This is a genomic window from Segatella copri (genome assembly GCF_019249795.2).
Classification (GTDB): Bacteria; Bacteroidota; Bacteroidia; order Bacteroidales; family Bacteroidaceae; genus Prevotella; species Prevotella copri_B.
This window is the reverse complement of record NZ_CP156891.1, coordinates 827,079-850,078: the sequence shown is the minus strand read 5'-3', so window position 1 is coordinate 850,078 and position 23,000 is coordinate 827,079. Positions and strand designations below refer to the sequence as shown.

The following is a 23,000-nucleotide window of genomic DNA, read 5'->3' as shown; positions in this document are numbered from 1 at the left end:
GCAATGTGCGATTTTTTTGTACTTTAGTAGCATGAAACAGAAAAACCGATGGTTTGACTGTGGATTGCAACTAGCAAATTTAAGTATAACCCTTAAAAATCTATAAGCGTCATGAGAGTTTATCAGACAAATGAGATTAAAAACATTGCGCTGTTGGGCAGTGCGGGTAGCGGCAAGACTACACTTGCCGAGAGTATGTTATTTGAAGCAGGCGTTATCAAGCGTAAAGGCTCTGTAGAAGCGAAAAATACGGTGAGCGACTACTTCCCAGTTGAGTTGGAATACGGCTACTCTGTGTTCCCTACAGTTTTTCATGTAGAGTGGAACAACAAGAAGCTTAACATTATAGATTGCCCAGGTAGCGATGATTTCGTGGGAGGCGCCATTACTTCACTCAATGTTACCGATCAGGCAGTTATCCTTATTAATGGTCAGTATGGTCCAGAAGTAGGTACACAGAACAACTTCCGTTATACAGAGAAGTTGGGTAAACCTGTCATCTTCCTGGTAAACCAGCTCGACTCAGACAAGTGCGACTTTGATAATATCATAGCCACCATGAAGGACATTTACGGTTCTAAGTGTGTGCAGATACAATATCCTATCGAGACCGGTTCAGGCTTCAATGCTCTCATTGACGTCTTATTGATGAAAAAATATTCCTGGAAGCCTGAGGGCGGTGCTCCTATTATTGAAGATATTCCAGAAGAAGAAATGGAGAAAGCCATGGAACTTCATACGGCTCTTGTAGAGGCTGCAGCCGAGAACGATGAAGGACTGATGGAGAAGTTCTTCGAGAGCGAGAGTCTGACAGAAGATGAACTTCGCGAGGGCATCCGCAAGGGATTGGTTACCCGTAGCATCTTCCCTGTATTCTGCGTTTGTGCAGGTAAGTCGATGGGCGTTCACCGCCTGATGGAGTTCCTGGGCAATGTGGTTCCTTTCGTAAGCGAGATGCCGAAACTGCATAATACACGTGGTGAAGAAATTACGCCAGACAGCAATGGTCCTGAGAGTGTTTACTTCTTCAAGACTGGTATGGAACCTCATATCGGTGAGGTAAGCTACTTCAAGGTGATGAGCGGCTCTATCAAGAATGGTGACGACCTGACTAATGCAGATCGTGGCTCCAAGGAGCGTATCGGACAGATTTATGCCTGTGCGGGTGCCAACCGTGTGCCTGTGGAGCAGTTGAATGCCGGTGATATTGGCTGTACCGTAAAGATGAAGGACGTGAAGACTGGCAATACCCTTAATGGTAAGGGAGCTGAGTGGCGTTTCGACTTCATTAAATATCCTAACCCTAAGTATTCACGTGCTATCAAGGCTGCCAATGTTCAGGATACAGAGAAACTGATGGCTGCACTCCTGAAGATGCGCCAGGAAGACCCTACTTGGATTGTTGATCAGAGCAAGGAATTGCGTCAGGTAATCGTAAGAGGACAGGGTGAGTTCCATCTCCGCACGCTGAAGTGGCGTCTGGAAAACAACGAAAAACTCAATGTGACTTTCGAAGAGCCACGTATTCCATATCGTGAGACTATTACCAAGAAGGCTCGTGCCGACTACCGTCATAAGAAACAGAGTGGTGGATCCGGTCAGTTTGGTGAGGTGCATCTCATAGTTGAACCATACGCAGAAGGTATGCCTGATCCTACGTCATTCACCTTCAACGGCCAGGAATTCAAGATGAATATCAAGAGCCGTGAAGAGGTTAGTTTGCCATGGGGTGGTAAACTGGTATTCCTCAACTCTGTGGTTGGTGGTGCCATTGATGCCCGTTTCATGCCAGCTATTCTGAAGGGTATTATGGACTGTATGGAACATGGTCCGTTGACGGGCAGTTATGCACGTGATGTACGTGTCATCGTTTATGATGGTAAGATGCACCCAGTAGATAGTAATGAACTTTCGTTCATGCTTGCTGCCCGCCATGCGTTCAGCGATGCCTTCAAACAGGCTGGTCCGAAGATTCTGGAGCCTATCTATGATCTTGAGGTTTATGTACCTGCTGATTTCATGGGTGATGTGATGAGTGATCTCCAGGGACGTCGTGCTCTCATTATGGGTATGGACAGCGAGGCTGGTTATCAGAAGCTGAGTGCCAAGATTCCTCTGAAGGAACTTGCCAGCTATTCCATCTCTCTGAGTTCATTGACAGGTGGACGTGCTTCATTCACTACCAAGTTTGCCAGCTACGAGTTGGTTCCTTCCGACATTCAGAGTAAGCTGATTGCGGATCATGAGGCAGAATTGGAGAAGGATGCTGAATAGCAATTGTTAGGTTAGAGAAAAATCTCTCTTATATAAATTAAAATTTTATGTTGATATGACCAATATGGGGAAGTGTGCATGTGATATGTATACTTCCTCTCTTTTTTTATGGAAAATGAAAATTTAGTTTTATATACGAAACTAAAAATACGGGAAAATGTTAAAAACTAGAAAGAGTGAATAATTAATTAACGATTTTAAGTTAACTGATTAAGAAATTTCTTATCTTTGCCCCCATGAAGAAGAAAACGATTTGGACCATAGCCATTATCATGGGCTTTTCGTTCCTTGCGCTGCTGTACTTGCAGCTCAGTTACATCCAGGAGATGGTAAACATGAAGAAGGAACAGTTTGACGAGTCGGTCAACAGAGCCCTGTATCAAGCTTCAAGAAATTTGGAGCTTAATGAAACTCTGCGCTATCTCGAAAAGAATGTCAACGAGACAGAACGTAAGGCCAATAAAGATAAGAACAAGGGAACGGCAGTTTATTCAACTTTCGAGCTGAAAACAAATGCCACACATCCTGGCAATATGCCGAAGGCGATGATACTGCGTAGCGATAAGAATTCGCTGACAGAAACACAGAAGTCGCTTCAGGAAATCGTGAAGAACCGCTATGTCTATCAGAAAGCGTTGCTGGATGAGGTGGTATATTCTATCCTTTATTCGGCATCAGACAAGCCGCTGAAGGAGAGAATCAACTTCAAGCAGCTCGATCAGGACCTCAAGGCTGAGATGATGAATAATGGTATCAACATACCTTATCATTTCACCGTGACTACCCAGGATGGACGAGAGGTTTACCGCTGTCCTGACTATACGGACGAGGGTGAGGAATACAGCTACTCACAGGTGCTCTTCCGCAACGACCCACAGTCGAAGATGGGGGTAGTAAGGGTGCATTTCCCGGATATGAACAGCTATATCTTCTCCAGTGTGCGCTTCATGATTCCTAGTGTCATCTTCACGCTGGTACTGCTGATTACCTTCATCTTTACCATCGTGGTCATCTTCAGACAAAAGAGATATACTGAGATAAAGAACGACTTCATCAATAATATGACCCACGAACTGAAGACGCCGATAGCCAGTATCAGTCTGGCAGCGCAGATGCTCAATGATACCTCGGTAGCAAAGAGTGAACAGATGCAGAAACATCTGGGTAACGTGATCAACGATGAATCGAAGCGTCTTCGTTTCCTGGTAGAAAAGGTATTGCAGATGAGTATGTTCGACCGCAAGAAGGCGGTGTTCAAGAAGAAAGAACTCGATCTGAACGAGATGGTTGAGAATATTGCCAATTCCTTCTCGCTCCGCGTTGAGCATACAGGTGGTAAGGTCTATACCGATATCGAAGCCATCGATTCGGGACTATATGTTGACGAGGTGCATTTCCAGAATGTCATCTTCAATCTGATGGACAATGCCGTGAAATACCGCAAGCCAGACGAGCCGCTTAACATTACGATGAAGACCTGGAATGATGAAGAACATCTGTATCTCTCGATTACGGATACCGGTCTGGGTATGAAGAAGGAGAATCTGAAGAAGATATTCGACAAGTTCTACCGCGTACATACGGGCAATGTCCATGATGTGAAGGGATTCGGACTGGGATTGGCTTATGTCAAGAAGATAGTAGATCTTCATGATGGTGAAATTAAGGTAGATAGCGAATTGGGAAAGGGCACAACCTTTACCATCAAGTTGCCGGTGATTCACAGTTAAGACTTGAAGAAACAGAATAAAGAATTAAAAGAATATTAATAATTTTAAAGAATAAAGATATGGAAGAGAAAATTAAAATCTTGCTTTGCGAGGACGATGAAAATTTAGGTATGTTGCTTCGCGAATATTTGCAGGCAAAGGGATTTACCACAGTTCTGTGCCCTGATGGCGAGGTAGGTTATAAGGAATTCAATAAAAATAAGTTTGATATTGCAGTACTCGACGTGATGATGCCAAAGAAGGACGGCTTTACCCTGGCACAGGAAATTCGTCAGACCAATGCCGACCTCCCAATCATCTTCCTTACTGCCAAGACATTGAAGGAAGATATCCTTGAAGGTTTCAAGATTGGTGCTGATGATTATATCACCAAGCCATTCTCTATGGAAGAATTGGTATTCCGTGTAGAGGCTATTCTCCGCCGCGTACGTGGCAAGAAGAGCAAGGAGTCTACCATGTATCACATTGGTGACTTTACCTTCGATACACAGAAGCAGCTTCTTACCATTGGTGAAAAGCAGACGAAGCTTACCACCAAGGAGAATGAACTTCTTGCTTTGCTCTGTGCTCACTCTAATGAAATTCTGCAGCGCGATTTTGCTCTGAAGACCATCTGGATTGATGACAATTACTTCAATGCACGCTCAATGGATGTTTATATCACCAAACTCCGTAAGCATTTGAAGGACGATCCTCAGATTGAAATCATCAATATCCATGGTAAGGGATACAAACTGATAGTTCCTAACGAAGATTAAATGATTCTGTAATTAGGAAAAGATTCCCAAAGATATAAAAAGGATAAGTCGATGACCGGCTTATCCTTTTTTTAATGAATATACAAATCCGGCTACTCCCGCCAGAATGAAAAAGAGGCCAGCGAAGAGTACGCTGTTTCCCTGAATGGAAAACGCAAAGCTGGCCACCATCAGCAGGACGCCTAAAACGATGAAAGCCATGCCCATAGATGGTAGGGTATGGAGCAGAGTAATCAGTTTCTTGTTCATTTTTGCCATATTCTTTACAATTTAGAGGTTGTTTTTATACTATTAACAATTATTTTGTGCAAAAGTACGAAAAATATTTGGTTAATTCAAGAAAAAGTCGTAATTTTGCACCGCAATTCGTGAAAAGGCTGTGTTTCCGCACACATTTTCCGGTTTGCATGAGAATTTTTATATTAATATTTAATCATTTAAAGTAGTATGAATCAATACGAAACCGTTTTCATTTTGACTCCCGTTTTGTCTGATGAACAGATGAAGGAAACGGTCGCTAAGTTCGAGAAGGTACTCACCGATAATGGTGCTGAGATTCTGAACAAAGAGGCTTGGGGTTTGAAGAAGTTGGCTTACAACATCGAGAAGAAGACATCAGGCTTCTACAGCTTGGTTGAGTTCAAGGCTGAGCCAACTGTTATCGCTAAGCTCGAAACAGCTTATCGCCGCGACGAGAAAGTAATTCGTTACATGACTGTTAAACTTGACAAGTATGCTGCCGCTTACGCAGAGAAGCGTCGTGCAAAGCTTGGTAAAAAAGAGGAGGCTTAATCATGGCAGATCAGAAATCAGAAATCCGTTATTTGACTGCTCCTTCTATCGACACAAAGAAGAAGAAGTATTGCCGTTTCAAGAAGAGCGGTATTAAGTACATTGACTACAAGGATCCAGAGTTCTTGAAGAAGTTCTTGAACGAGCAGGGTAAAATCCTTCCACGTCGTATTACAGGTACATCTTTGAAGTATCAGCGCCGTGTAGCACAGGCTGTAAAGCGTGCTCGCCAGATCGCTTTGCTTCCTTACGTAACCGATTTGATGAAGTAATTTAAGGAGGATAAAGAAGAATGGAAATTATTTTGAAGCAAGATATTATCGGTCTTGGATATAAGAACGATATCGTAAATGTAAAGAGTGGTTATGGTCGTAACTTCCTTATCCCTACAGGTAAGGCTGTTATCGCATCTCCATCTGCTAAGAAGCAGTTGGCTGAGGATTTGAAGCAGCAGGCTCACAAGCTTGAGGCTATCAAGGCTGAGGCTGTTAAGAAGGGCGAGGCTCTCGAGGGCATTGTTCTTACTATTGCTGCTAAGGTGAGCGCTACTGGTCAGCTCTATGGCTCAGTTAACGCTGCAACTGTTGCTGAGGAACTCGCTAAGAAGGGCATCGAGGTTGATCGCAAGATCATCACTATGAAGGATGCTAAGAAGGTTGGTGAGTACGAGGCTACTGTACACTACCACAAGGAGGTTGAGGTTAAGGTTCCAGTTAATGTTGTTGCTGAGAACGCTCCTGTTGCAGCTCCTGCTGCTGAGGAGGCTCCAGTTGAGGCACCTGCTGAGGCTGCAGCTGAGGAAGAGGCTCCAGCAGCTGAATAATCCTAGCTCAATCAATTTGTATGAAGTACGATATTTTTCGCACTGTAAAGCAAATTAATATAAAGATCCCTTTTGCCGCAAGGCATTAGGGATTTTTTTTATGCCTGTTCCGCATTCAGAATGGAAAGTTTTTACCATTCTTGTAGTAATTTAGAATATATAACTTTATTTTTTAATATTCTCTGCTGATTCTCAGAATTTTATTGTACCTTTGCAGTCGGATTCAAAGAATTCATGTATATTGCAGGAATATTTATTATAAACTTAAAAAATAATAGGATAAAATGAAAGCATTTGTTTTCCCTGGACAGGGTTCTCAGTTCGTAGGTATGGGTAAGGACCTCTACGATAACAACGCATTGGCAAAAGAACTTTTCGATAAGGCCGACGAGATTCTCGGCTTCAAGATTACTGATATCATGTTCGCCGGAACCGACGATCAGTTGAAGGAAACCAAGGTTACCCAGCCTGCTGTATTCCTCCATTCTGTTATCTCTGCTCTTTGCCTGGGTGAGGAGTTCAAGCCAGCTATGGTTGCAGGTCACTCTCTCGGTGAGTTCTCTGCATTGGTTGCTGCCGGTGCTATGGCTTTCGAGGATGGTTTGAAACTCGTTGCTGCCCGTGCCAATGCCATGCAGAAGGCTTGCGAGGCTAACCCTGGTACCATGGCTGCCATCATCGGTTTGCCAGATGAGAAGGTTGAGGAAATCTGCGCTGAGGTAAGCACAGAAGGCAACGTGGTAGTTGCTGCTAACTACAACTGCCCTGGTCAGCTCGTTATCTCAGGTAACGTAGATGCTATCAATGCTGCTTGCGAGAAGCTGAAGGCTGCTGGTGCTAAGCGTGCATTGCCTTTGAAGGTTGGTGGTGCTTTCCACTCTCCATTGATGCAGCCAGCTAAGGATGAACTTCAGGCTGCTATCGAGAAGACTACATTCTCTGCTCCTAAGTGCCCGGTTTACCAGAATGTAGACGGTAAGCCTCATACTGATCCAGCTGAGATTCAGCAGAACCTCATCGCACAGCTTACAAGCTCTGTACGTTGGACTTCATCTGTACAGACTATGATTGCTGATGGTGCTGATGACTTCACAGAGTGTGGTCCTGGCAAGGCATTGCAGGGCATGATTGGCCGCATCGACAAGAATGTTGCCGCTCATGGTATTGCTTAATCAACAATAAAACTATTCAACGTTTTATCTTTTCAGCAAAGGTGTTGTTGGAAAGGTAAAACGTTTCATTTTTTTAGTAAAGCCGCTAAATGAAGGAAAAAGTTATTATATACCAGGTTCTCCCACGACTCTTCGGAAACCAGAATACAACCTGTAAGGAAAATGGTACCATCGAAGAAAATGGTTGCGGAAAGCTGAATAATTTCTCAGATGAAGTTCTGGCACGCATCCACGATATGGGATTTACACATATTTGGTATACGGGTGTGATTCGTCATGCCACTCAGACAAACTACTCTTCTTATGGAATTCCTACTCAGCATGCAGAGGTAGTGAAGGGAAAAGCAGGTTCGCCATATGCTATTACCGACTACTATGATATCGATCCAGACTTGGCTGTGAATGTCAGTATGAGAATGAAAGAGTGGGAGCAGCTGATAGAGCGTACTCACAAGGCTGGTATGAAAGTAATCATGGATTTCGTTCCGAACCATGTAGCCCGAGAGTATCATTCCATTTGCAAACCAACAGGTGTACGGGATTTGGGAGAAGATGATGATCCGAACATGCACTTCTCTACCAGGAATAATTTCTATTATGCATGGGGCGATTTGGATTTGAATGAAATCCGTCAGTCCAAACCAGAGTTCAAGGCTTTCTCTGCGAAAGATGCCAAGATTTATGAACCTTATACCGAGAGCCCAGCCAGAGCTACAGGAAACGACCGGTTTGATAACCATCCTGGCTGTAACGACTGGTATGAGACCGTGAAACTCAATTACGGTGTAGATTACTGTGATGCAGGAGGCAGAAGCTATCATTATGAACCAGTGCCAAACACATGGGGCAAGATGACAGATATCCTCCTCTTTTGGGCAAGCAAGGGTGTAGATGGCTTCCGCTGTGATATGGCAGAAATGGTGCCAACGGCATTCTGGTCATACGCTACCGGAATATTGAAGGCGAAGTATCCTCACATCGTGATTATCGGCGAGGTTTATGATCCTAACCAGTACCGCAACTATGTAAAGGCTGGTTTCGATTATCTTTATGACAAGGTAGGAATGTATGATTGCCTGCGTGGCGTGGTTCGTGGTGAGCGTCCGGCAGCCAGTATCACTCACGAGTGGCAGGTAGTGGATGATATCCGCGATCACATGCTCTATTTCCTTGAGAATCATGATGAGCAGCGCATCGCCAGCGATTTCTTCTGTGGCTCAGCCATGAAGGCGATTCCTGCTGCAGCCATGAGTCTCTTCTTCCAGAAGAATCCTTTCATGCTTTACAGCGGTCAGGAATTCGGCGAGAAGGGAATGGATGAGGAAGGATTCAGCGGCACGGATGGCCGTACCACGATATTCGACTATTGGAGTCCGGAAACTCTGGCGCATGCCTATCAGGATTCATCTGACTCGGCATTGAGTCAGGAGCAGAAATATCTGGCAGCCACTTATCGTCAGCTTCTTCGCTTCGCCAATGAAGAGAAAGCCATCCGCGAGGGTGAGACCTTCGATTTGATGTATGTGAATCCGGGTTCTGAGAATTTCGATCCCCGTACCAATTTCGCCTTCCTTCGCAAGAAGGATGATGAAGCTATGCTGATAGTGCTCAATTTTTCCCAGGAGGCGCGCCAGTTGCAGGTTTGTATCCCTGGTCATGCTTTCGATTTCTTCCATATTGCTGAAGAGGAGGTGCTGGTAACAGAACTGTTCTCGGGTGGTAAGAAGAAGGTTGAGTTGAAGAAGGATGGCGTATTCCCGATATCAATGGATGCTAACGGAGTAAGAATCTATAAATTCAATGTCAAGATGGAGGAAAGTGATATCATATTGAATGAGCATCATAAGGAGGAATTCCCTCCTGCTCATACGGCTGAGCATCTGCTCAATCAGTTGATGGTTCGCCTGTTTGGCTGTGAGCGCAGCCGCAATGCACATATTGAGCGCAAGAAGAGTAAGATGACCTTCGTAGTCGATCACAAGCCTACCCGTCAGGAGGAGAAGGAGATTGAGACGGAGATGAATCGCCTGATAGAGCTTGATATGTCTGTTACTTACGAGTTTGTGGATCGTGACCATATTCCGGCTAACGTCAAGTTAGACCGTCTGCCGGATGATGCGAGCGAGACCTTGCGTCTGGTTCGTATCGGTGATTATGATGTTTGTCCATGTATCGGCAAGCATGTCCGTTCTACCGCCCAGATTGGCAAGTTCGTATTGCTTGGTACCAATTGGGATGAGCATGCGCATTCTTTGCGTATCCGCTTCAAGATTGTTCAGTAAATATAAAATAAGCAGCAATGGAGTAGTAGCCATTGCTGCTTTTTTCTTTTATAATTACTGCTTTCTTCTTTCCTTTTCTTTCGTGCACATAAAAGTTTTTTCTCGAAAAAAAGTCTCAAAGTCTCATTATTTGTGGCTAAAACCGATGTATGCGATTGATATATAATGGTTTATAAAAATGAGACTTTTCTGTTTATTTTACAAAGAAGTATCATAGAAGTATCATAAATTCAATAGAAGTATCATAAAATTCAGGTAAGTTGCTTGCAAAAAAGCCTTTTTTGAGGATTTATGTCTAGAAATACAGGCACAAAAGCTAAGAAATGTCTAGTATTTCAGTTTTATAGAATTGATAATGTCTACTATTTCCGTTTTATAAAACTGATAGTGTCTACCTTTCTAGTTTATAAAGTATGCCAATATTAACCAGGAATAAGATGGAAAACACAGACAACTGTAGTTAGGAATAAGCACATAGGTTGGTCTCTTAGTGCCCGTCACACGGTCACTAAGGGATCAGGTGACGGGCATCGATAGACCAAGTGTTGGGTACTCATTGCCCGTACTGCGGGCATTGAGTGCCCATTTCATGGGGTGATTTTTGGGCATTATTTTGAGCAAGCAAATTGTAGTTTTTCGTAAGCGGCTCCGCATTTATACCTTGCCCTTTATCGTAAAAGTTCTTACCTTTGCACCATAATTTTAAAAGCAACGCAATTATGAGAGCAACAGAACGTTATGAGAGGGCATGGAATGCCTTCCAGATTCATTTGAATCATAATCCAAAAGCCAGTTTGATTCCTTTTTTAAAGGAACGGCATGTAAACCATCGCTCGATGCATAGATGGATGTCAGAGAAAGGTTATTCTGTTAGGTTAGCCAAACAGCAGATTCGTCTGCTTCAGGCCGAAGCCCGTAAGGAATGTTCCGAAGCAACAGCCAAGGACACTGGGATGATGTTCCTTCCCATGGAAATGCCATCCGATTCCGTCTGCCCGGAAAATTATCTTTTCGGCATAACCTTAACCTTTCCCAATGGAACGATAGTCACCATCAAGAAAGGTAGTGCCAAATCAGTCATGCATCTGATGAAACTTTACGAGAAGGAGGACTTGCTATGTTTGGATTAAACGAAAACACCCAGTATTACGTCTGCCAGCGATATGTCCGAATGAACATGGGCATAAATGGCCTGTACCAGATTGTGAGGACGGAGATGGAGCTGCCGCCACTCGGTGGTGCCGTCTTCATCTTCTTCTCAAAGAATCGCCAGCAGGTAAAAATGCTAAAATGGGATGGCGACGGTTTCTTGCTGTATCAGAAGCGACTGGAGCGAGGAACCTTTGAATTACCATTCTTTGATCCCCAAAGCAAACAATGCAAAATGCCGTACAAGACGCTATCTGCCATCATGAGCGGAATTTGCCTGAAAAGTATGAGATATAGGAAACGGCTTAATCTATAGGCGCATAAGATTATATTTAATGAACTGTGTATCAATAAGATAGAAAAATAAATATCTAAAAATCCTTGCATATCTCGATATTTTTTCGTACCTTTGCACTATGAAAAAGGACGAAATTATAGTACTTTTAAAGGAACAGCTTCAGCTTGCAAACGAACAGCTTCAGCAAGCTAATGCTACGGTGAGTTCGTTGACTACACAGGTCAACGAACTCATTGAACGTATAAAGTCATTAGAAGAATTACTCGTCCAGAAAGGAATCGCCATTGACAAAGCGAATCGTCAGAACAAGGCACTCGGCAAGCTCGTTTCAGGCAAGAAGTCCGAACGTCAGGAAAAGAATCCACAAGACTCGATGACCCAGGAGGAATTTGACAAGAAGAAAGAAGAGCAGGCCGAAAAGAGAAAGGCACGCAAAAACAACGGAGCCAAGCGCGACATGCATTACGAGATGAAAGAGGTGCATGTTACGATAGATCCTGTCATGGATGCAGAGTTTTTGAAGACGTTGCGTCTCTTCGGAACTCGTACCTGTATACGTTACAGCATGGAACCCATCAAATTCATCAAGACCGTGTATCACATCAACACTTATACTGATGGAAGTATCATGTATCCGGGGAAAACTCCGCCGGCTCTGTTGTTGAATTCTTCCTATTCACCTTCCTTTGCAGCAGGACTCCTGCAGATGCGATACATCTATTCCATGCCGGTAGAGCGAATCATCAAATACTTTGCCGACAATGGGTTTACGTTAAGGAAAGCCACGGCAAACAAACTGATTGCCAGAAGTGCCGATGTACTGGAAAACTTCTATAAGGCTATCTGCCAAGTAGTGTTGCAGCAGGATTATGTCTCGGCAGACGAGACATACCATAAAGTGCTGTTAGCCAAGACAAAGCCTACGGACAAGGGTTCGAAGAAAGGCTACTTCTGGGCTGTAAGTGCGCCTAAACTGGGACTTGTCTTCTTCGTATATGAGGATGGATCACGCTCTGAGCAGGTCATACTTAACATATTCTCTGATTATAAAGGTACCATACAGAGTGATGCATATGCTCCTTACCGGAAACTGGAGTCGGATGCTTATCCTGACATTATGAGAATCGCCTGCCTGCAGCATGTCAAGAGAGATTTCATCGACTGCGGCAAGGAAGACAAGGATGCTCAGGAAGTCGTAGATATCCTCAACAGATTTTATCGAGAAGACAAAAAACATAAGGTTGGGGTAAATGGATGGACCGTTGAAGACCATCTAGCCTATCGGCAGTCATATGCACCGGACATTTTACAGGATTTATTGGAGAAACTGGAGGAAATATCTTCCAGGAAGGATTTGCTGCCCAAGTCTACCTTGGCGCAGGCGGTCGGTTATGCCCTTAATGAATATAATGCCATTTGTGACATCTTCAAAAGAGGTGATACGGCTCTCGATAACAACTATATTGAGAGAATCCAGAGGTACATATCACTATCTTTTACCTTTGCACCTGGAAACAAGTTTAAACGAATTGGTTAACGGGTGTTAAGGTGAACTGTATGTCACTCTAGAATATCACTATTTTTTGATTCAGTCCTTCGCCAAGCCAAATGTTTTCTTGTTTCCATTTAATGCTAAAATGTCAATAATATGGATAAGGAACTTTACTTTGGCGTAGATGTCTCCAAGAAGACTCTCGACCTTGCTTATTATGATGGTGAAACCATCGACTGGAAGAATGCTCATATTAAGGTGAGCAATGATGATGCTGGGTTCAAAAAGATTGGCTCCTGGGTCGCAAAGGTAGGAAAAGACTTCGATACCTTTTTGTTCTGTATGGAATATACTGGACTCTATAACCAAAACTTCAGATTATGGCTGGAATCCAAAGAATATATCTATGGTATGGTGGAACCTCGCAAAATGCATCGCTTCGAGCCAGACTTGGATGATGACCAGCGCTCTCTAGACCGTATCAAGACTGATGAACTGGATGCTTTCAGAATAGCAATCTATTGTGAGCAGAACCACAAGAAGATTCTTCGCAATCCCTCCAAACTTCCTTCACCTGTCTATTTCAAGTTGAAGAGATTGCTGGCAGAGCGTAAGCAGAACACCAAGCAGTCAACTCTCTATAAGCAGCAGCTTCATGATATCAGCGCATACGATACAGACTTATCCGTTGAACGCAAGAAACTCCTGCTGAAGAACATGCAGGAAAACCAGAAAGCAATAGACAAAGAGATTGACAGCTACATGAATGAAGATACAAGCATCAGAAAGAATTACAATCTGCTGACCTCCATTCCTGGCATTGGTCGCATCATAGCGTTGGAAACCATTGTATTGACGGAAAATTTCACTGCAATCAGCAATCCTCGCAAATATGCCTGTTACATAGGAATAGCCCCTTTTAAAAAGGAATCTGGTACCTCAGTAAGAAAGAAAACGGGGGTTTCCAAGAAAGGCTTTTCTGAAGCCAAGGCAGACTTATCCATAGCTGTCCTTTCCGCCATAAGGAACAATCCTTCAATAAGAGACTATTGGATACGCAAGAGAAAGGAAAAATGCGGTGGCATCGTGCTCAATGCCGTCAAGTTCAAGCTGGTCCTTCGTATGTTTGCCGTGATAAAGCGTGGAACACCATATGTGGAGACAGATGCATATAAGAACTAAAATGCAGCAAAAGTGAACTATCGCACTTCTTAGAGCATAACTATTTCCCGACTAAGTCTTTTGTCTGCGTTTTTTTCACTACCTTTGCCGGAGCATCTGAAATGGAAGGAACTCCGGACGGGGGTAGTGAACTATTTTGTCTTAGACAAAGACCTTTCCCTGATCTAGTCTCCCCAGCCTGAAATGCCAGGTCAAGTGCCGTTTAGGGAATTAGCCGTGGAAGCTTTTAAAAGATGTGGCTTACCCTGACATAGAGAGCTCCTTCCTACAAAATGCGGTACAAAGGTATGAAAAATAAATCATTTATCGGCATCGACATCTCAAAAAATGTCATTGACGTATCAATTTTCTGTGAAGAAACCCCAATTAAGGACTTTTCTCACGATGTATTCAACAATTCCCGCAAGGGATTTGGCGAAATGTGCACATGGCTCAAGAAGAATCATGTGGTTCTCTCGAACAGTCTCTTCGGAATGGAGTTCACCGGCAGCTATTCCATGGAGCTGGAGAAGTTTCTTAATACCAGGAACTATCAGTTCTGCATGCTCTCCACCCATGTGGTAAAGCATTATCCCATGGGGCCCAAGGACAAGAGCGACAAGATTGACTCTGCCAAGATTGCAGACTTTCTCTATCGCTATAATGGTACTGAATGTGTCAAGCCTTATAATATGCCTGACAAGACCATGCAGAGACTCAAGGCACTGATGAATGAGCGTAAGTTCCTGGTGGAACAGCGTACATGCTTCATGAACAGAAGACAGCTATGCATCACAAAGGAAGATGCCCAGTTATATGATGGCTACATCAAAAAATTCAGCCGTGACATTGAGAACATCGAGTTGGAAGAACAGAAGTTGCTGGCTACAGACGATAGCCTCTTGTCTACTTACAAGAATCTTCTGACAATACCGGGAATAGGCTTCGTCAATGCCATAAATGTCATTGTCATTACCCGAAACTTTACCGCTTTTGAAACAGCAAGGCAATATGCCAGTTATGTCGGCGTGGCACCGCACTTCCGCACTTCAGGCACCAGTGTGAAATGGCGTCCCCGACCTTCAGCACGCTGTGATGGTCAGGCGAAAGCAGATCTATCCATGGCGGCCACAGTTGTTGTACAATATGATGCAGAGTTACAATCATTTTATAACCGTAAATTAGGAGGTAAGCAAGATTCAGACACAAAACGCAAGGCATTGAATGCCGTTAAGTTCAAACTTGTTCTCAGAATGTTCGCTATAGGTAAGCAGAACAGAAAATGGGAACCGTTGGATTCAAAGAGCAGCAATGAAAAACTTGCAATATCATAAGTCCGAAACAAGTGAACTATAGCAGTCTGTGCTACTGCCATTTAGAGTCTTGTAAAGACACAAACACGGATAACTAATTAGGAATCTAGCCACACGCTATTAAAAGAACGAGTTCCGTGTTGATTTGTAACAGAAAAATCATTTTTGACCATTTCTGCTACCGATATTTTAGTGCCTGTATGTTCCAAAATACCTCTTTTGTATTTATTAACACAAAAAGTTGCTCAAAAATTTGGCTATGTCTTAGGAATCAAGAAGAAACTCAATGTTCTTTGGTTCGCACGAAGGAGCAAGCCGGGCGGCTATCCTATATTCTATCGCCATCTCATGCAGACAGAATGGCATTAATCTGTTTGAATACATATGCGACGTAATAGAAAAGACTGTAGAATGGCAACCCAATACCCCATTAGAAAAATATAGAGACTTACTTCCTGACCGATGGAAAAAGCAGTAACAGCATTTGTTTAATCAGCTGTTACTGCTTTTTTTGAATTATGCAAGGTATAAACGCGGAGACGCTTACAGTTTTTCTATATTTAGTTGACTATAATTTCGTGTTTTTTTATGATGCATCATGGTGATTTAATGATACTTCTATTGAATTTATGATACTTCTATGATACTTCTTTGTAAATATATTTGGAAGTGTCATTTTGTAATTCATTATGTATCAGTGATATATCTGTAAATAATGATACTTTGAGACTTTTTCCAAGAAAAAAATATATGCGAGGGATAAAGGGATGGGCGAATCTGCGTCATTTGTAAGCGACTCTCACCCAGAAGGAGGTTGCCGAGCTTACTGGGCTTGGCTTGACCACCATCCACAAGTTTGAGAATGGTACAGCGGGCAATCTTTCGCTTTCCACTTTTCTCCTCTTGCTGAAGGTGGTGGGGCAGATTGATGCCATCAATGATGTGCTTCCAGAACTTCCTCCATCTCCTTATCTGATGAGAAAGGATGAGAAGACGGCACAGAGAATACGTCATACAAAACGATGACAGGTGGATCAGTTCCATAGAGTCAGCGATAAATGTTCATCTCGTTTCATGGGGGTTGGAGGATAAAGACAACAGTTCTTCTTCTTCTTTTGAGAAGATGGCAAAAGTTGTACAGATGTTCGTATAGAGCAGGCTTACAAAGCCAACTTCCATTTGTATGCAAGCATAGATGGGCGAGACTGTAAGTTTATTATCGGAAAGAATAAGCCAGAATATGCTTTGATTCAAGAGTCGGGAGTATCTAATCTTCCGGAGTCGATGCTTAGAGATTTGGTCGCGAAATATCTGGTGAGATAGAAGAAAAGTGACTAAAAATAGAAAAAAGGAAAGAAAAGTGAGGCTTATATGCAAATTTTCCCCCAAAACTTGTGGCTATGTCGGGAAAGTTTTGTAATTTTGAAGCGGATTTGGTGTATGCCATCTCCAAGACATATTAGAATATAAAGAGGCGTTATGCTTATCTTGTAACTTTGGAAACCTGAGAAATTTTCAAAAAGAGATACAATGGTAGCATAGTGGTTCTCACGCATAGCGTGGGCTACTATTACTATATCTGTATCTCAGGGTTTTCTCAGGACCTCCAAAGTTAGGTGTGGTATATGTAGACCACGCTTCTTGTATATGAAAGTTTAACTAATAAATAATGAGATTATGAAAGTAATTTTAAAGAAAGCCGTTGTGGTTGTTACCATAGGAATGATGGCAATGCTACAGTCTTGTTCTAGTAATGACGACCTGGATGGTTACACTCCTACTAATTTTAATGTAGGTGGTAAGGTAGAAAAAGGTCCTTTTGTTAGAGGTACAGCCATTCAAATGCAGCCTTTGGATGCTGACCTAGATGAAACAGGTGAGTCTTTTACTTCTACGATTACAGATAATGAGGGTACTTTTACTTTTGGATCTAAATTGTTAAAGTCACCCTATGTAAAACTGTCTGCTTCTGGATATTATTTTAATGAAGTAACTGGCGAACTTTCTAAAGGAACCTTGGTTTTAAATGCTGTTGCTAATCTTCAAAATGCAGCTGATGTGAATTTGAATATTCTTTCACATCTTAAGTATCAGAGAGTTATGAATTTGGTAGCTAAGGATGGTAAGTCATTTAAGGAAGCCAACAATCAGGCACAAGAAGAAGTCCTCAAGACTTTTGGTCTCGAAAAGTATGCCAAGACTGATGTTAATCATTTCTCGATTACTTCTGGTACTGATGAAGCTGCTGCTCTTATTGCCGTGTCATCTTTAATTCTGTATAATCGTTCTGAAGCACAAATTACTGAATATTTATCTCAACTTTCAGAAGAGTTTGCTGAGGATGGTAATTTCTCAGAAACTACCAAACTACAAATTCGTAAAGATATGTTCTCTTTGGAAAGCAAATTGCCTCAAATAGCAGAGAATATCAAGAAACGCTATCAAGAGATGGGTAAAGAGGTTGCCGTTAAGAATCTTATCTATTATTTCGATTGGGATGGAGATGGAACCGCAGGAAATGAAATTGCGCCTGAAAATCATCCTGTCAGTTTGGAAACAAATAATATCAATGTACCTATGGAAGGTGGAAGCTATGAGGTAAAGGTAAATACAACTGTACCTGTTTACTTAGAGCGACCAAGTATTCCTGGTGATGATATATACGATAATTCGACTTCTGTTTCGGGAATGGAAATTTATGAAACCGGAAGTGGAAGTGTACCTAGTATCAACTATACTAAAGAATTGAAAAATAATATCTTAAAGGTGGTTGTAAAGGCTGCCTCTTTTAGAAAGAAACAAGCAGTTTCAATTCCTTTATATGATGGTATGGGTAATGTAGTGGCTCGCTTGAACTTAACTCAGCAAGCTAATCCTAATGCAGAAATCATAGTACCTCGACTCGGAAGGGATGGCATCGCTTGTGTTTCTGAATTTATGAAGAGTTTGGCAAATGCTGTAACCCTTGAGGCTCAGATGAATTATCGTTATACAAAGATAATAAATGATCCTAGTTTTGTTGCTCCTATTCGTAGCAGTGAACCGAATATCCATAATTGTTATATAAACTCATACCAAGCGCTGAATATGATTGCAAGGTTGTATAGAGCAGATGCCATGTATAGGGCAGTATATTCTCCTTATCTGAATGTTTATCGAGATATGTGCTACTATCAAATGTTGATTTGGTGGGGTGGTGTAGTTGTGGTGCCTAATGCAGGTTTTGAAGGTTATGCAGATACTTATGTTCCAAGAACATCCGAATCTAGTATTCTACAAATGCTGGAAGAAGAACTGGTAGAAGCAATAAGAAATTTGGATGAAAAGAAATGTGTAGCTTTTGCAACCAACGCCAATGATGCTGTGTTTGTATCGAAGGATGTGGCTCGTATTCTTTTGGCGAAAGTATATATGTATCAGCAAAAATGGGCTGCAGCTAGTAATCTTCTCCAACAAGTTGTTGACAAAAATATATACTCTATGGAAAAAGTTCCAACAAAATATACATCTGAAAACAAAGATTTAATATTGGCTTTGAAGGTTGGCAATGAGTCAAGAGACTCTAGGGTAAATGTAGACGGAAGTCCTGAAAAGGTAGTACCTATTATGACTACTACGGATGTCAAGCTTTTATATGCTGAATGCGAAATTCACTTGGGTAACAATGCAAAGGCTTCAAAATATATTTCAGAAGTGGGTAATATAAATGGTATTTCCGGAACAAATGTTTCAGTTGAGGGAATTAAGCAACTGAGGAAGTCTCTTAAATTGCAAGACTATTTTGCTTTCTTGAAAAGGAATGGTTTGGCGATAAAAGAACTCGGATTAGAAAAATATCAGTTGCTTTTACCTATTCCTCAAAATGAACTAATGGTGAATCCAAATTTGACTCAAAACCCAGGGTATTGATATACAAAAATAGGGAACGTTGGTTTTTCATAACGTTCCCTTTTTTTCAAATAGACTCTGATAGTCTAGTAGTCTGTAAAGTCTAAAAGTTGAGTAAAGGTTACAAAGTGTTTCAACTCGACCCTTGTATCCTTATACGTAAAATGCCCCACCGCCTCCCACTTTGGAATTTCGTTTGCAAATGGTACGAAATTTATTTTAAATCGGGACTTCCGGTATGGGGGGAGATGTTACATGGGTAGCATTTTTATCTCATATTCTTTCTTGTTTTGTAGACAAAATGCGTTTTTATGACCTGATTTAACATTCTTAAATACAAATATGTCAATGAAATCTACTTTTTCGTGAATTTTCTAGCTCAAAAGTTTGTATTATCAATAATTATTCGTATCTTTGCAGCAACAGAATCCGCCACGCTTCCCATTTGAACAGCGAACCAGGGCGGGTCTTTTGCTTTTTATGGGTACATTAAGATTATACACTAAGCAGGCTCTTTCTATTTCGGAACAAATAGAACTACTAAAAAGTAGAGGCTTAAATATTGCTGATTCATCCAAGGCTGTAAAATTTCTTGGTGAGGTCAGCTATTTTCGTTTTGTTCAATACCTTCGTCCTATGGAGGAAGACAAGACTACGCATCAATTTAAGCCTAATAGTAGATTTAAAGATGCCGTAGCTCTCTATAACTTTGATATAGAGTTGAGAGATTTGATGTTCAAGGCTGTTCAACGATTAGAGATTGCTTTGCGCACAAAGATTATACAAGAGTTCTCTTTGGCACATGGACCATTTTGGTTCTTTGATACAAGCCTTGCTGACGATGAGCACAAGTTTATTGAGAATATGAACTCCATAGACCGAGAGCTTCAGCGTTGTAAAGAGGACTTTATCAAGGAACATAGGCGCAACTATGACAAGCCGATATTCCCTCCTGCATGGAAAACGCTTGAACTGGCATCTTTCGGTACGCTTTCAAAACTCTATTACAATTTCGGTGACAAGAAGTTGAAGAAGCGTGTAGCTCGTCAGTTCAATCTTCCACAGCATGAGGTGTTGGAAAGTTGGATGCGTAGTGTAACTGTCCTAAGAAACTGTTGCGCTCATCACTCACGACTTTGGAATCGTTATCTCTCCAATGCTCCACAAATGAATGCCTCTTTGCGTGGTGCATGGGTGAATATAGAAGGTGTTGATGCGAACAAAGTATATGCTATAGCCTGTTGTATTGCATATTGGCTTGATTCTATGGGATATGGATTGGACTTCAAGAATGAGCTCAAATCCTTACTCGTTTCTTATCCACAGGTAGATCCTGCAGCAATGGGATTCCCTGAAAATTGGATTTCCGAGCCCCTATGGAGATAACTTTATAGATAAAATACAAGTAAGCTTATGCCTAGTAAAAACTTGCAGGAAACATTATAAATGAAAAACAGCCAACTTTCAAATATGCTATTGAAGGTTGGCTGTTTTTTCTTGCTCAAAAGTTTGTATTATCAAAGATTATTCGTATCTTTGCAGCGCGAGAACCCGCCAAGCCTCTCAACGATGCTCAAATGTGCGGGTCGTTTTTTAAGGCCGTTACCGCCCCGTTTCAAGCATGTTTTGTTGAATTGCGGTTCTATTTTTGCAGTGATATATTGTTAATAATCAGAAAAATGCTTGCTTTCTGAAATATTATCTGTATCTTTGTACCTAGATTATAAAGAGTAAGATTATGGCTTCAAAGAGATATCCTTTGGGAATACAAACGTTCTCCGAAATCGTGAAGGGGAATTACTTCTATGCTGACAAGACGGCTATCGTCTATCAGTTGGCTCATTATGCCAAGTTTCATTTTCTGAGTCGCCCACGCCGATTCGGAAAATCCTTGTTTGTATCTACCCTCCAGGCTTACTTCGAGGGTAAGAAAGAACTGTTCAAGGGCCTTGCCATCGAACAGATGGAGAAGGAATGGACGGCATATCCTGTCATCCACTTGGATCTGAGCTGCGGTAAATATTATAGTTTGGAGAATACATATTCAATTCTTAACGGAATACTAGAAATAGAAGAGAAAAAATATGGTTTAAAGGTTAAGCCGATAGATGAGAAGTCTTTTGGAGGCCGTCTCAAGAACATCTTGCTGGCAGCTGCTGCTCAAACAGGTAAACAAGCAGTCGTTCTCATCGATGAATATGATGCTCCAATGCATGATTCTGTAAGTGACGAAGACTTGCAAAAGACCATCCGCAACATCATGCGAGATTTCTTCAGCCCCTTGAAGCAGCAAGAGGGAAACATCCGCTTTGTATTCATCACAGGCATTTCCAAGTTTAGTCAGCTCAGCATCTTTAGCGAGTTGAACAATCTCAAGATTCTCACGTTGAAGGATGAATACAGTAGCTGTTGTGGTATTACCAAGAGTGAATTGACTCAGTATTTCCGTGAGGGAATCGAGGAGATGGCTGAGTATAATGGACTCACTTATGAGGAGACCTTGCTGCAACTCAAGCAGCATTATGATGGCTACCACTTCAGTATCAATAGCGAGGATATCTTCAATCCTTACAGCATTATCAATGCTTTGGACGATAAGGAGTTTAATAGCTATTGGTTTACATCCGGTACGCCTACGTTCCTGGTAGAGTTGTTGCAGCAGAAGAATTTGGATATGCTCAATCTGGACGATTTATGGGTTAATGATGATCGTTTTGATACCCCTACTGAAAAACTTACAGACCCGATTCCAGTTCTTTTCCAAAGTGGTTATCTTACCATTAAAGGATATGAGCGAAGAGGAAAATTGTATCATCTCTGTTTCCCAAATCAGGAAGTAAGACAAGGCTTCTCGAAAAGTCTCGTCAGGTATTATACTGCGCAAGACATGAACAGATATGATGCCATTGTGTATGCTTATTCCAAGAATGTGCTCATCAATGACGACATGGGAGCCTTTATGCCTCACTTGAAGGCATTCTATGATAAGTTCCCATATACGATTATCAACAATAATGAGCGTCACTATCAAGCCGTGATATTCACCATCTTCACCATGCTTGGCGAAGATGTGAAGGTGGAGCATACCACTTCTGATGGAAGAATAGACCTTGTGCTCAAGACGGATAAGAGTATCTTTATCTTTGAGTTGAAATATAAGAAGTCTGCCGACATCGCCATGGCGCAAATCAGCGATAAGGACTATGCCAAGGCTTTTGCCGATGATGGGCGAAAGGTTGTGAAAGTGGGTATTAACTTCTCGGAAAACCAGCGAAGTATAGAGGATTGGGTGATAGAATAAATGAAATAGAAGAAAGTTGGTGACCTTCATCAGGTGTATGTCACCACACAATATAGATAAAAATATGCTTGAACAGGGGCGGTAACTCGATTTTTTAGGTAGTTACCGCCACAATTCATGCATATTTTGTTCTTTTGTACAGTCGCAGAACTTAGATAATCACCGCCGTTCCGCTGCATGTAACCATCAGCATGGAACCGCTGTTGCCCACGGTTTCGTAATCCAGGTCGATGCCCACGATGGCGTTGCAGCCCAGGGATGCGGCACGGTCGGCCATCTCTCTGAGGGCTGTATCCTTAGCCTCGCGGAGGGTGCTTTCGTAAGAACCGCTTCTGCCGCCGATTACATCACGGACACTGGCAAAGAAATCCTTTACAAAGTTGGTACCGATGATGGTTTCGCCGGTTACTACGCCACGGTATTCACGGATAGGGTGGCCTTCTATGGTTGGAGTGGTACTTAAAATCATAATCTTTTCCTTTCTTTTTTATGTTATTATCAATGTTATTTATAGCTTAGACGATAAAAGTAGAGAAAAGGTTGCAGAAAATCCAAAAATAATTGTTA

At 42.0% G+C, this 23,000-nt stretch carries 18 protein-coding genes and 2 pseudogenes; 18 read left to right on the top strand and 2 right to left on the bottom strand.

Features of this window, described 5'->3' with window-relative positions; genetic code table 11:
• Positions 1 to 111: 111 nt before the first annotated feature.
• From KUA48_RS04000 to KUA48_RS03990, 3 genes are all read left to right on the top strand, one after another.
• Positions 112 to 2,274, top strand: coding sequence for a translation factor GTPase family protein (locus KUA48_RS04000; RefSeq protein ID WP_118254846.1), 2,163 nt, complete (start codon positions 112 to 114; stop codon positions 2,272 to 2,274).
• A gap of 236 nt (positions 2,275 to 2,510) precedes the next feature.
• Positions 2,511 to 4,004: a sensor histidine kinase KdpD gene (locus KUA48_RS03995; RefSeq protein ID WP_006847395.1), complete on the top strand. Its 1,494-nt coding sequence runs from the start codon at positions 2,511 to 2,513 to the stop codon at positions 4,002 to 4,004.
• 59 nt (positions 4,005 to 4,063) lie between these two features.
• Positions 4,064 to 4,762 (top strand): response regulator transcription factor, encoded by a 699-nt coding sequence (locus KUA48_RS03990; RefSeq protein ID WP_006847396.1) that lies wholly within the window; start codon positions 4,064 to 4,066, stop codon positions 4,760 to 4,762.
• 60 nt (positions 4,763 to 4,822) lie between these two features.
• On the opposite strand, the gene KUA48_RS03985 is transcribed toward KUA48_RS03990, so the two are convergent.
• Positions 4,823 to 5,020, bottom strand: coding sequence for a hypothetical protein (locus KUA48_RS03985; protein WP_118139066.1), 198 nt, complete (start codon positions 5,018 to 5,020; stop codon positions 4,823 to 4,825).
• Between the two features lie 189 nt (positions 5,021 to 5,209).
• Between KUA48_RS03985 and rpsF the strand changes: the two genes are divergently transcribed.
• The 15 genes and pseudogenes from rpsF to KUA48_RS03910 all read left to right on the top strand — a co-directional run bounded on the left by rpsF (position 5,210) and on the right by KUA48_RS03910 (position 22,433).
• Complete coding sequence (gene rpsF / locus KUA48_RS03980) at positions 5,210 to 5,554, top strand: 30S ribosomal protein S6 (protein ID WP_006847398.1); 345 nt, start codon at positions 5,210 to 5,212, stop codon at positions 5,552 to 5,554.
• Positions 5,555 to 5,556: 2 nt separating this feature from the next.
• Entirely contained in the window at positions 5,557 to 5,826 is a 270-nt protein-coding gene (rpsR, locus tag KUA48_RS03975; RefSeq protein ID WP_006847399.1) for a 30S ribosomal protein S18, read from the top strand.
• Between the two features lie 20 nt (positions 5,827 to 5,846).
• Positions 5,847 to 6,377, top strand: a complete 531-nt coding sequence (gene rplI, locus KUA48_RS03970) for a 50S ribosomal protein L9 (protein WP_006847400.1) — start codon at positions 5,847 to 5,849, stop codon at positions 6,375 to 6,377.
• 284 nt (positions 6,378 to 6,661) lie between these two features.
• Complete coding sequence (gene fabD, locus KUA48_RS03965) at positions 6,662 to 7,549, top strand: ACP S-malonyltransferase (protein ID WP_153079212.1); 888 nt, start codon at positions 6,662 to 6,664, stop codon at positions 7,547 to 7,549.
• An 89-nt stretch (positions 7,550 to 7,638) separates the two neighbouring features.
• Positions 7,639 to 9,831, top strand: a complete 2,193-nt coding sequence (locus KUA48_RS03960) for an alpha-amylase family glycosyl hydrolase (RefSeq protein WP_218433049.1) — start codon at positions 7,639 to 7,641, stop codon at positions 9,829 to 9,831.
• Positions 9,832 to 10,550: 719 nt separating this feature from the next.
• Positions 10,551 to 10,961 carry a hypothetical protein gene (locus KUA48_RS03955; RefSeq protein ID WP_144021577.1) on the top strand — a complete coding sequence of 137 codons (411 nt, stop codon included), beginning with the start codon at positions 10,551 to 10,553 and terminating at the stop codon, positions 10,959 to 10,961.
• The gene (gene tnpB / locus KUA48_RS03950; protein ID WP_117588063.1) at positions 10,949 to 11,296 is read left to right on the top strand and encodes an IS66 family insertion sequence element accessory protein TnpB; all 348 of its coding nucleotides are present in this window, start codon (positions 10,949 to 10,951) and stop codon (positions 11,294 to 11,296) included. Before KUA48_RS03955 ends, tnpB begins: the two co-directional genes overlap by 13 nt.
• A gap of 100 nt (positions 11,297 to 11,396) precedes the next feature.
• Complete coding sequence (locus tag KUA48_RS03945) at positions 11,397 to 12,815, top strand: transposase (protein ID WP_295280096.1); 1,419 nt, start codon at positions 11,397 to 11,399, stop codon at positions 12,813 to 12,815.
• 111 nt (positions 12,816 to 12,926) lie between these two features.
• The gene (locus KUA48_RS03940) at positions 12,927 to 13,952 is read left to right on the top strand and encodes an IS110 family transposase (protein WP_218433791.1); all 1,026 of its coding nucleotides are present in this window, start codon (positions 12,927 to 12,929) and stop codon (positions 13,950 to 13,952) included.
• 287 nt (positions 13,953 to 14,239) lie between these two features.
• A complete protein-coding gene (locus tag KUA48_RS03935; RefSeq protein WP_181993552.1) occupies positions 14,240 to 15,265 on the top strand; it encodes an IS110 family transposase in 1,026 nt (341 codons plus the stop codon).
• Between the two features lie 250 nt (positions 15,266 to 15,515).
• A pseudogene (locus tag KUA48_RS03930) lies at positions 15,516 to 15,722 on the top strand (IS66 family transposase); the annotation flags it as partial.
• A gap of 320 nt (positions 15,723 to 16,042) precedes the next feature.
• Positions 16,043 to 16,270, top strand: a pseudogene (locus KUA48_RS03925) (helix-turn-helix domain-containing protein); the annotation flags it as partial.
• Positions 16,271 to 16,921: 651 nt separating this feature from the next.
• Positions 16,922 to 19,153, top strand: a complete 2,232-nt coding sequence (locus tag KUA48_RS03920) for a RagB/SusD family nutrient uptake outer membrane protein (RefSeq protein WP_218432731.1) — start codon at positions 16,922 to 16,924, stop codon at positions 19,151 to 19,153.
• Positions 19,154 to 19,768: 615 nt separating this feature from the next.
• A complete protein-coding gene (locus tag KUA48_RS03915; protein WP_252190677.1) occupies positions 19,769 to 20,518 on the top strand; it encodes an Abi family protein in 750 nt (249 codons plus the stop codon).
• Positions 20,519 to 20,870: 352 nt separating this feature from the next.
• Complete coding sequence (locus KUA48_RS03910) at positions 20,871 to 22,433, top strand: ATP-binding protein (RefSeq protein ID WP_218432732.1); 1,563 nt, start codon at positions 20,871 to 20,873, stop codon at positions 22,431 to 22,433.
• Positions 22,434 to 22,584: 151 nt separating this feature from the next.
• Here KUA48_RS03910 and KUA48_RS03905 read toward each other — a convergent pair whose 3' ends face one another.
• On the bottom strand, positions 22,585 to 22,902 hold the full coding sequence (locus KUA48_RS03905; protein WP_006847412.1) for a heavy metal-binding domain-containing protein: 318 nt from the start codon (positions 22,900 to 22,902) through the stop codon (positions 22,585 to 22,587).
• Between the last annotated feature and the right edge of the window lie 98 nt (positions 22,903 to 23,000).

What these genes read in the sequence shown, in the direction of transcription:
- KUA48_RS04000 (WP_118254846.1), top strand. Translation starts at nt 112, where the DNA reads ATGAGAGTTTATCAGACAAATGAGATTAAAAACATTGCGCTGTTGGGC.
- KUA48_RS03995 (WP_006847395.1), top strand. Translation starts at nt 2,511, where the DNA reads ATGAAGAAGAAAACGATTTGGACCATAGCCATTATCATGGGCTTTTCG.
- KUA48_RS03990 (WP_006847396.1), top strand. Translation starts at nt 4,064, where the DNA reads ATGGAAGAGAAAATTAAAATCTTGCTTTGCGAGGACGATGAAAATTTA.
- KUA48_RS03985 (WP_118139066.1), bottom strand. Translation starts at nt 5,020, where the DNA reads ATGGCAAAAATGAACAAGAAACTGATTACTCTGCTCCATACCCTACCA.
- rpsF (WP_006847398.1), top strand. Translation starts at nt 5,210, where the DNA reads ATGAATCAATACGAAACCGTTTTCATTTTGACTCCCGTTTTGTCTGAT.
- rpsR (WP_006847399.1), top strand. Translation starts at nt 5,557, where the DNA reads ATGGCAGATCAGAAATCAGAAATCCGTTATTTGACTGCTCCTTCTATC.
- rplI (WP_006847400.1), top strand. Translation starts at nt 5,847, where the DNA reads ATGGAAATTATTTTGAAGCAAGATATTATCGGTCTTGGATATAAGAAC.
- fabD (WP_153079212.1), top strand. Translation starts at nt 6,662, where the DNA reads ATGAAAGCATTTGTTTTCCCTGGACAGGGTTCTCAGTTCGTAGGTATG.
- KUA48_RS03960 (WP_218433049.1), top strand. Translation starts at nt 7,639, where the DNA reads ATGAAGGAAAAAGTTATTATATACCAGGTTCTCCCACGACTCTTCGGA.
- KUA48_RS03955 (WP_144021577.1), top strand. Translation starts at nt 10,551, where the DNA reads ATGAGAGCAACAGAACGTTATGAGAGGGCATGGAATGCCTTCCAGATT.
- tnpB (WP_117588063.1), top strand. Translation starts at nt 10,949, where the DNA reads ATGTTTGGATTAAACGAAAACACCCAGTATTACGTCTGCCAGCGATAT.
- KUA48_RS03945 (WP_295280096.1), top strand. Translation starts at nt 11,397, where the DNA reads ATGAAAAAGGACGAAATTATAGTACTTTTAAAGGAACAGCTTCAGCTT.
- KUA48_RS03940 (WP_218433791.1), top strand. Translation starts at nt 12,927, where the DNA reads ATGGATAAGGAACTTTACTTTGGCGTAGATGTCTCCAAGAAGACTCTC.
- KUA48_RS03935 (WP_181993552.1), top strand. Translation starts at nt 14,240, where the DNA reads ATGAAAAATAAATCATTTATCGGCATCGACATCTCAAAAAATGTCATT.
- KUA48_RS03920 (WP_218432731.1), top strand. Translation starts at nt 16,922, where the DNA reads ATGAAAGTAATTTTAAAGAAAGCCGTTGTGGTTGTTACCATAGGAATG.
- KUA48_RS03915 (WP_252190677.1), top strand. Translation starts at nt 19,769, where the DNA reads ATGGAGGAAGACAAGACTACGCATCAATTTAAGCCTAATAGTAGATTT.
- KUA48_RS03910 (WP_218432732.1), top strand. Translation starts at nt 20,871, where the DNA reads ATGGCTTCAAAGAGATATCCTTTGGGAATACAAACGTTCTCCGAAATC.
- KUA48_RS03905 (WP_006847412.1), bottom strand. Translation starts at nt 22,902, where the DNA reads ATGATTTTAAGTACCACTCCAACCATAGAAGGCCACCCTATCCGTGAA.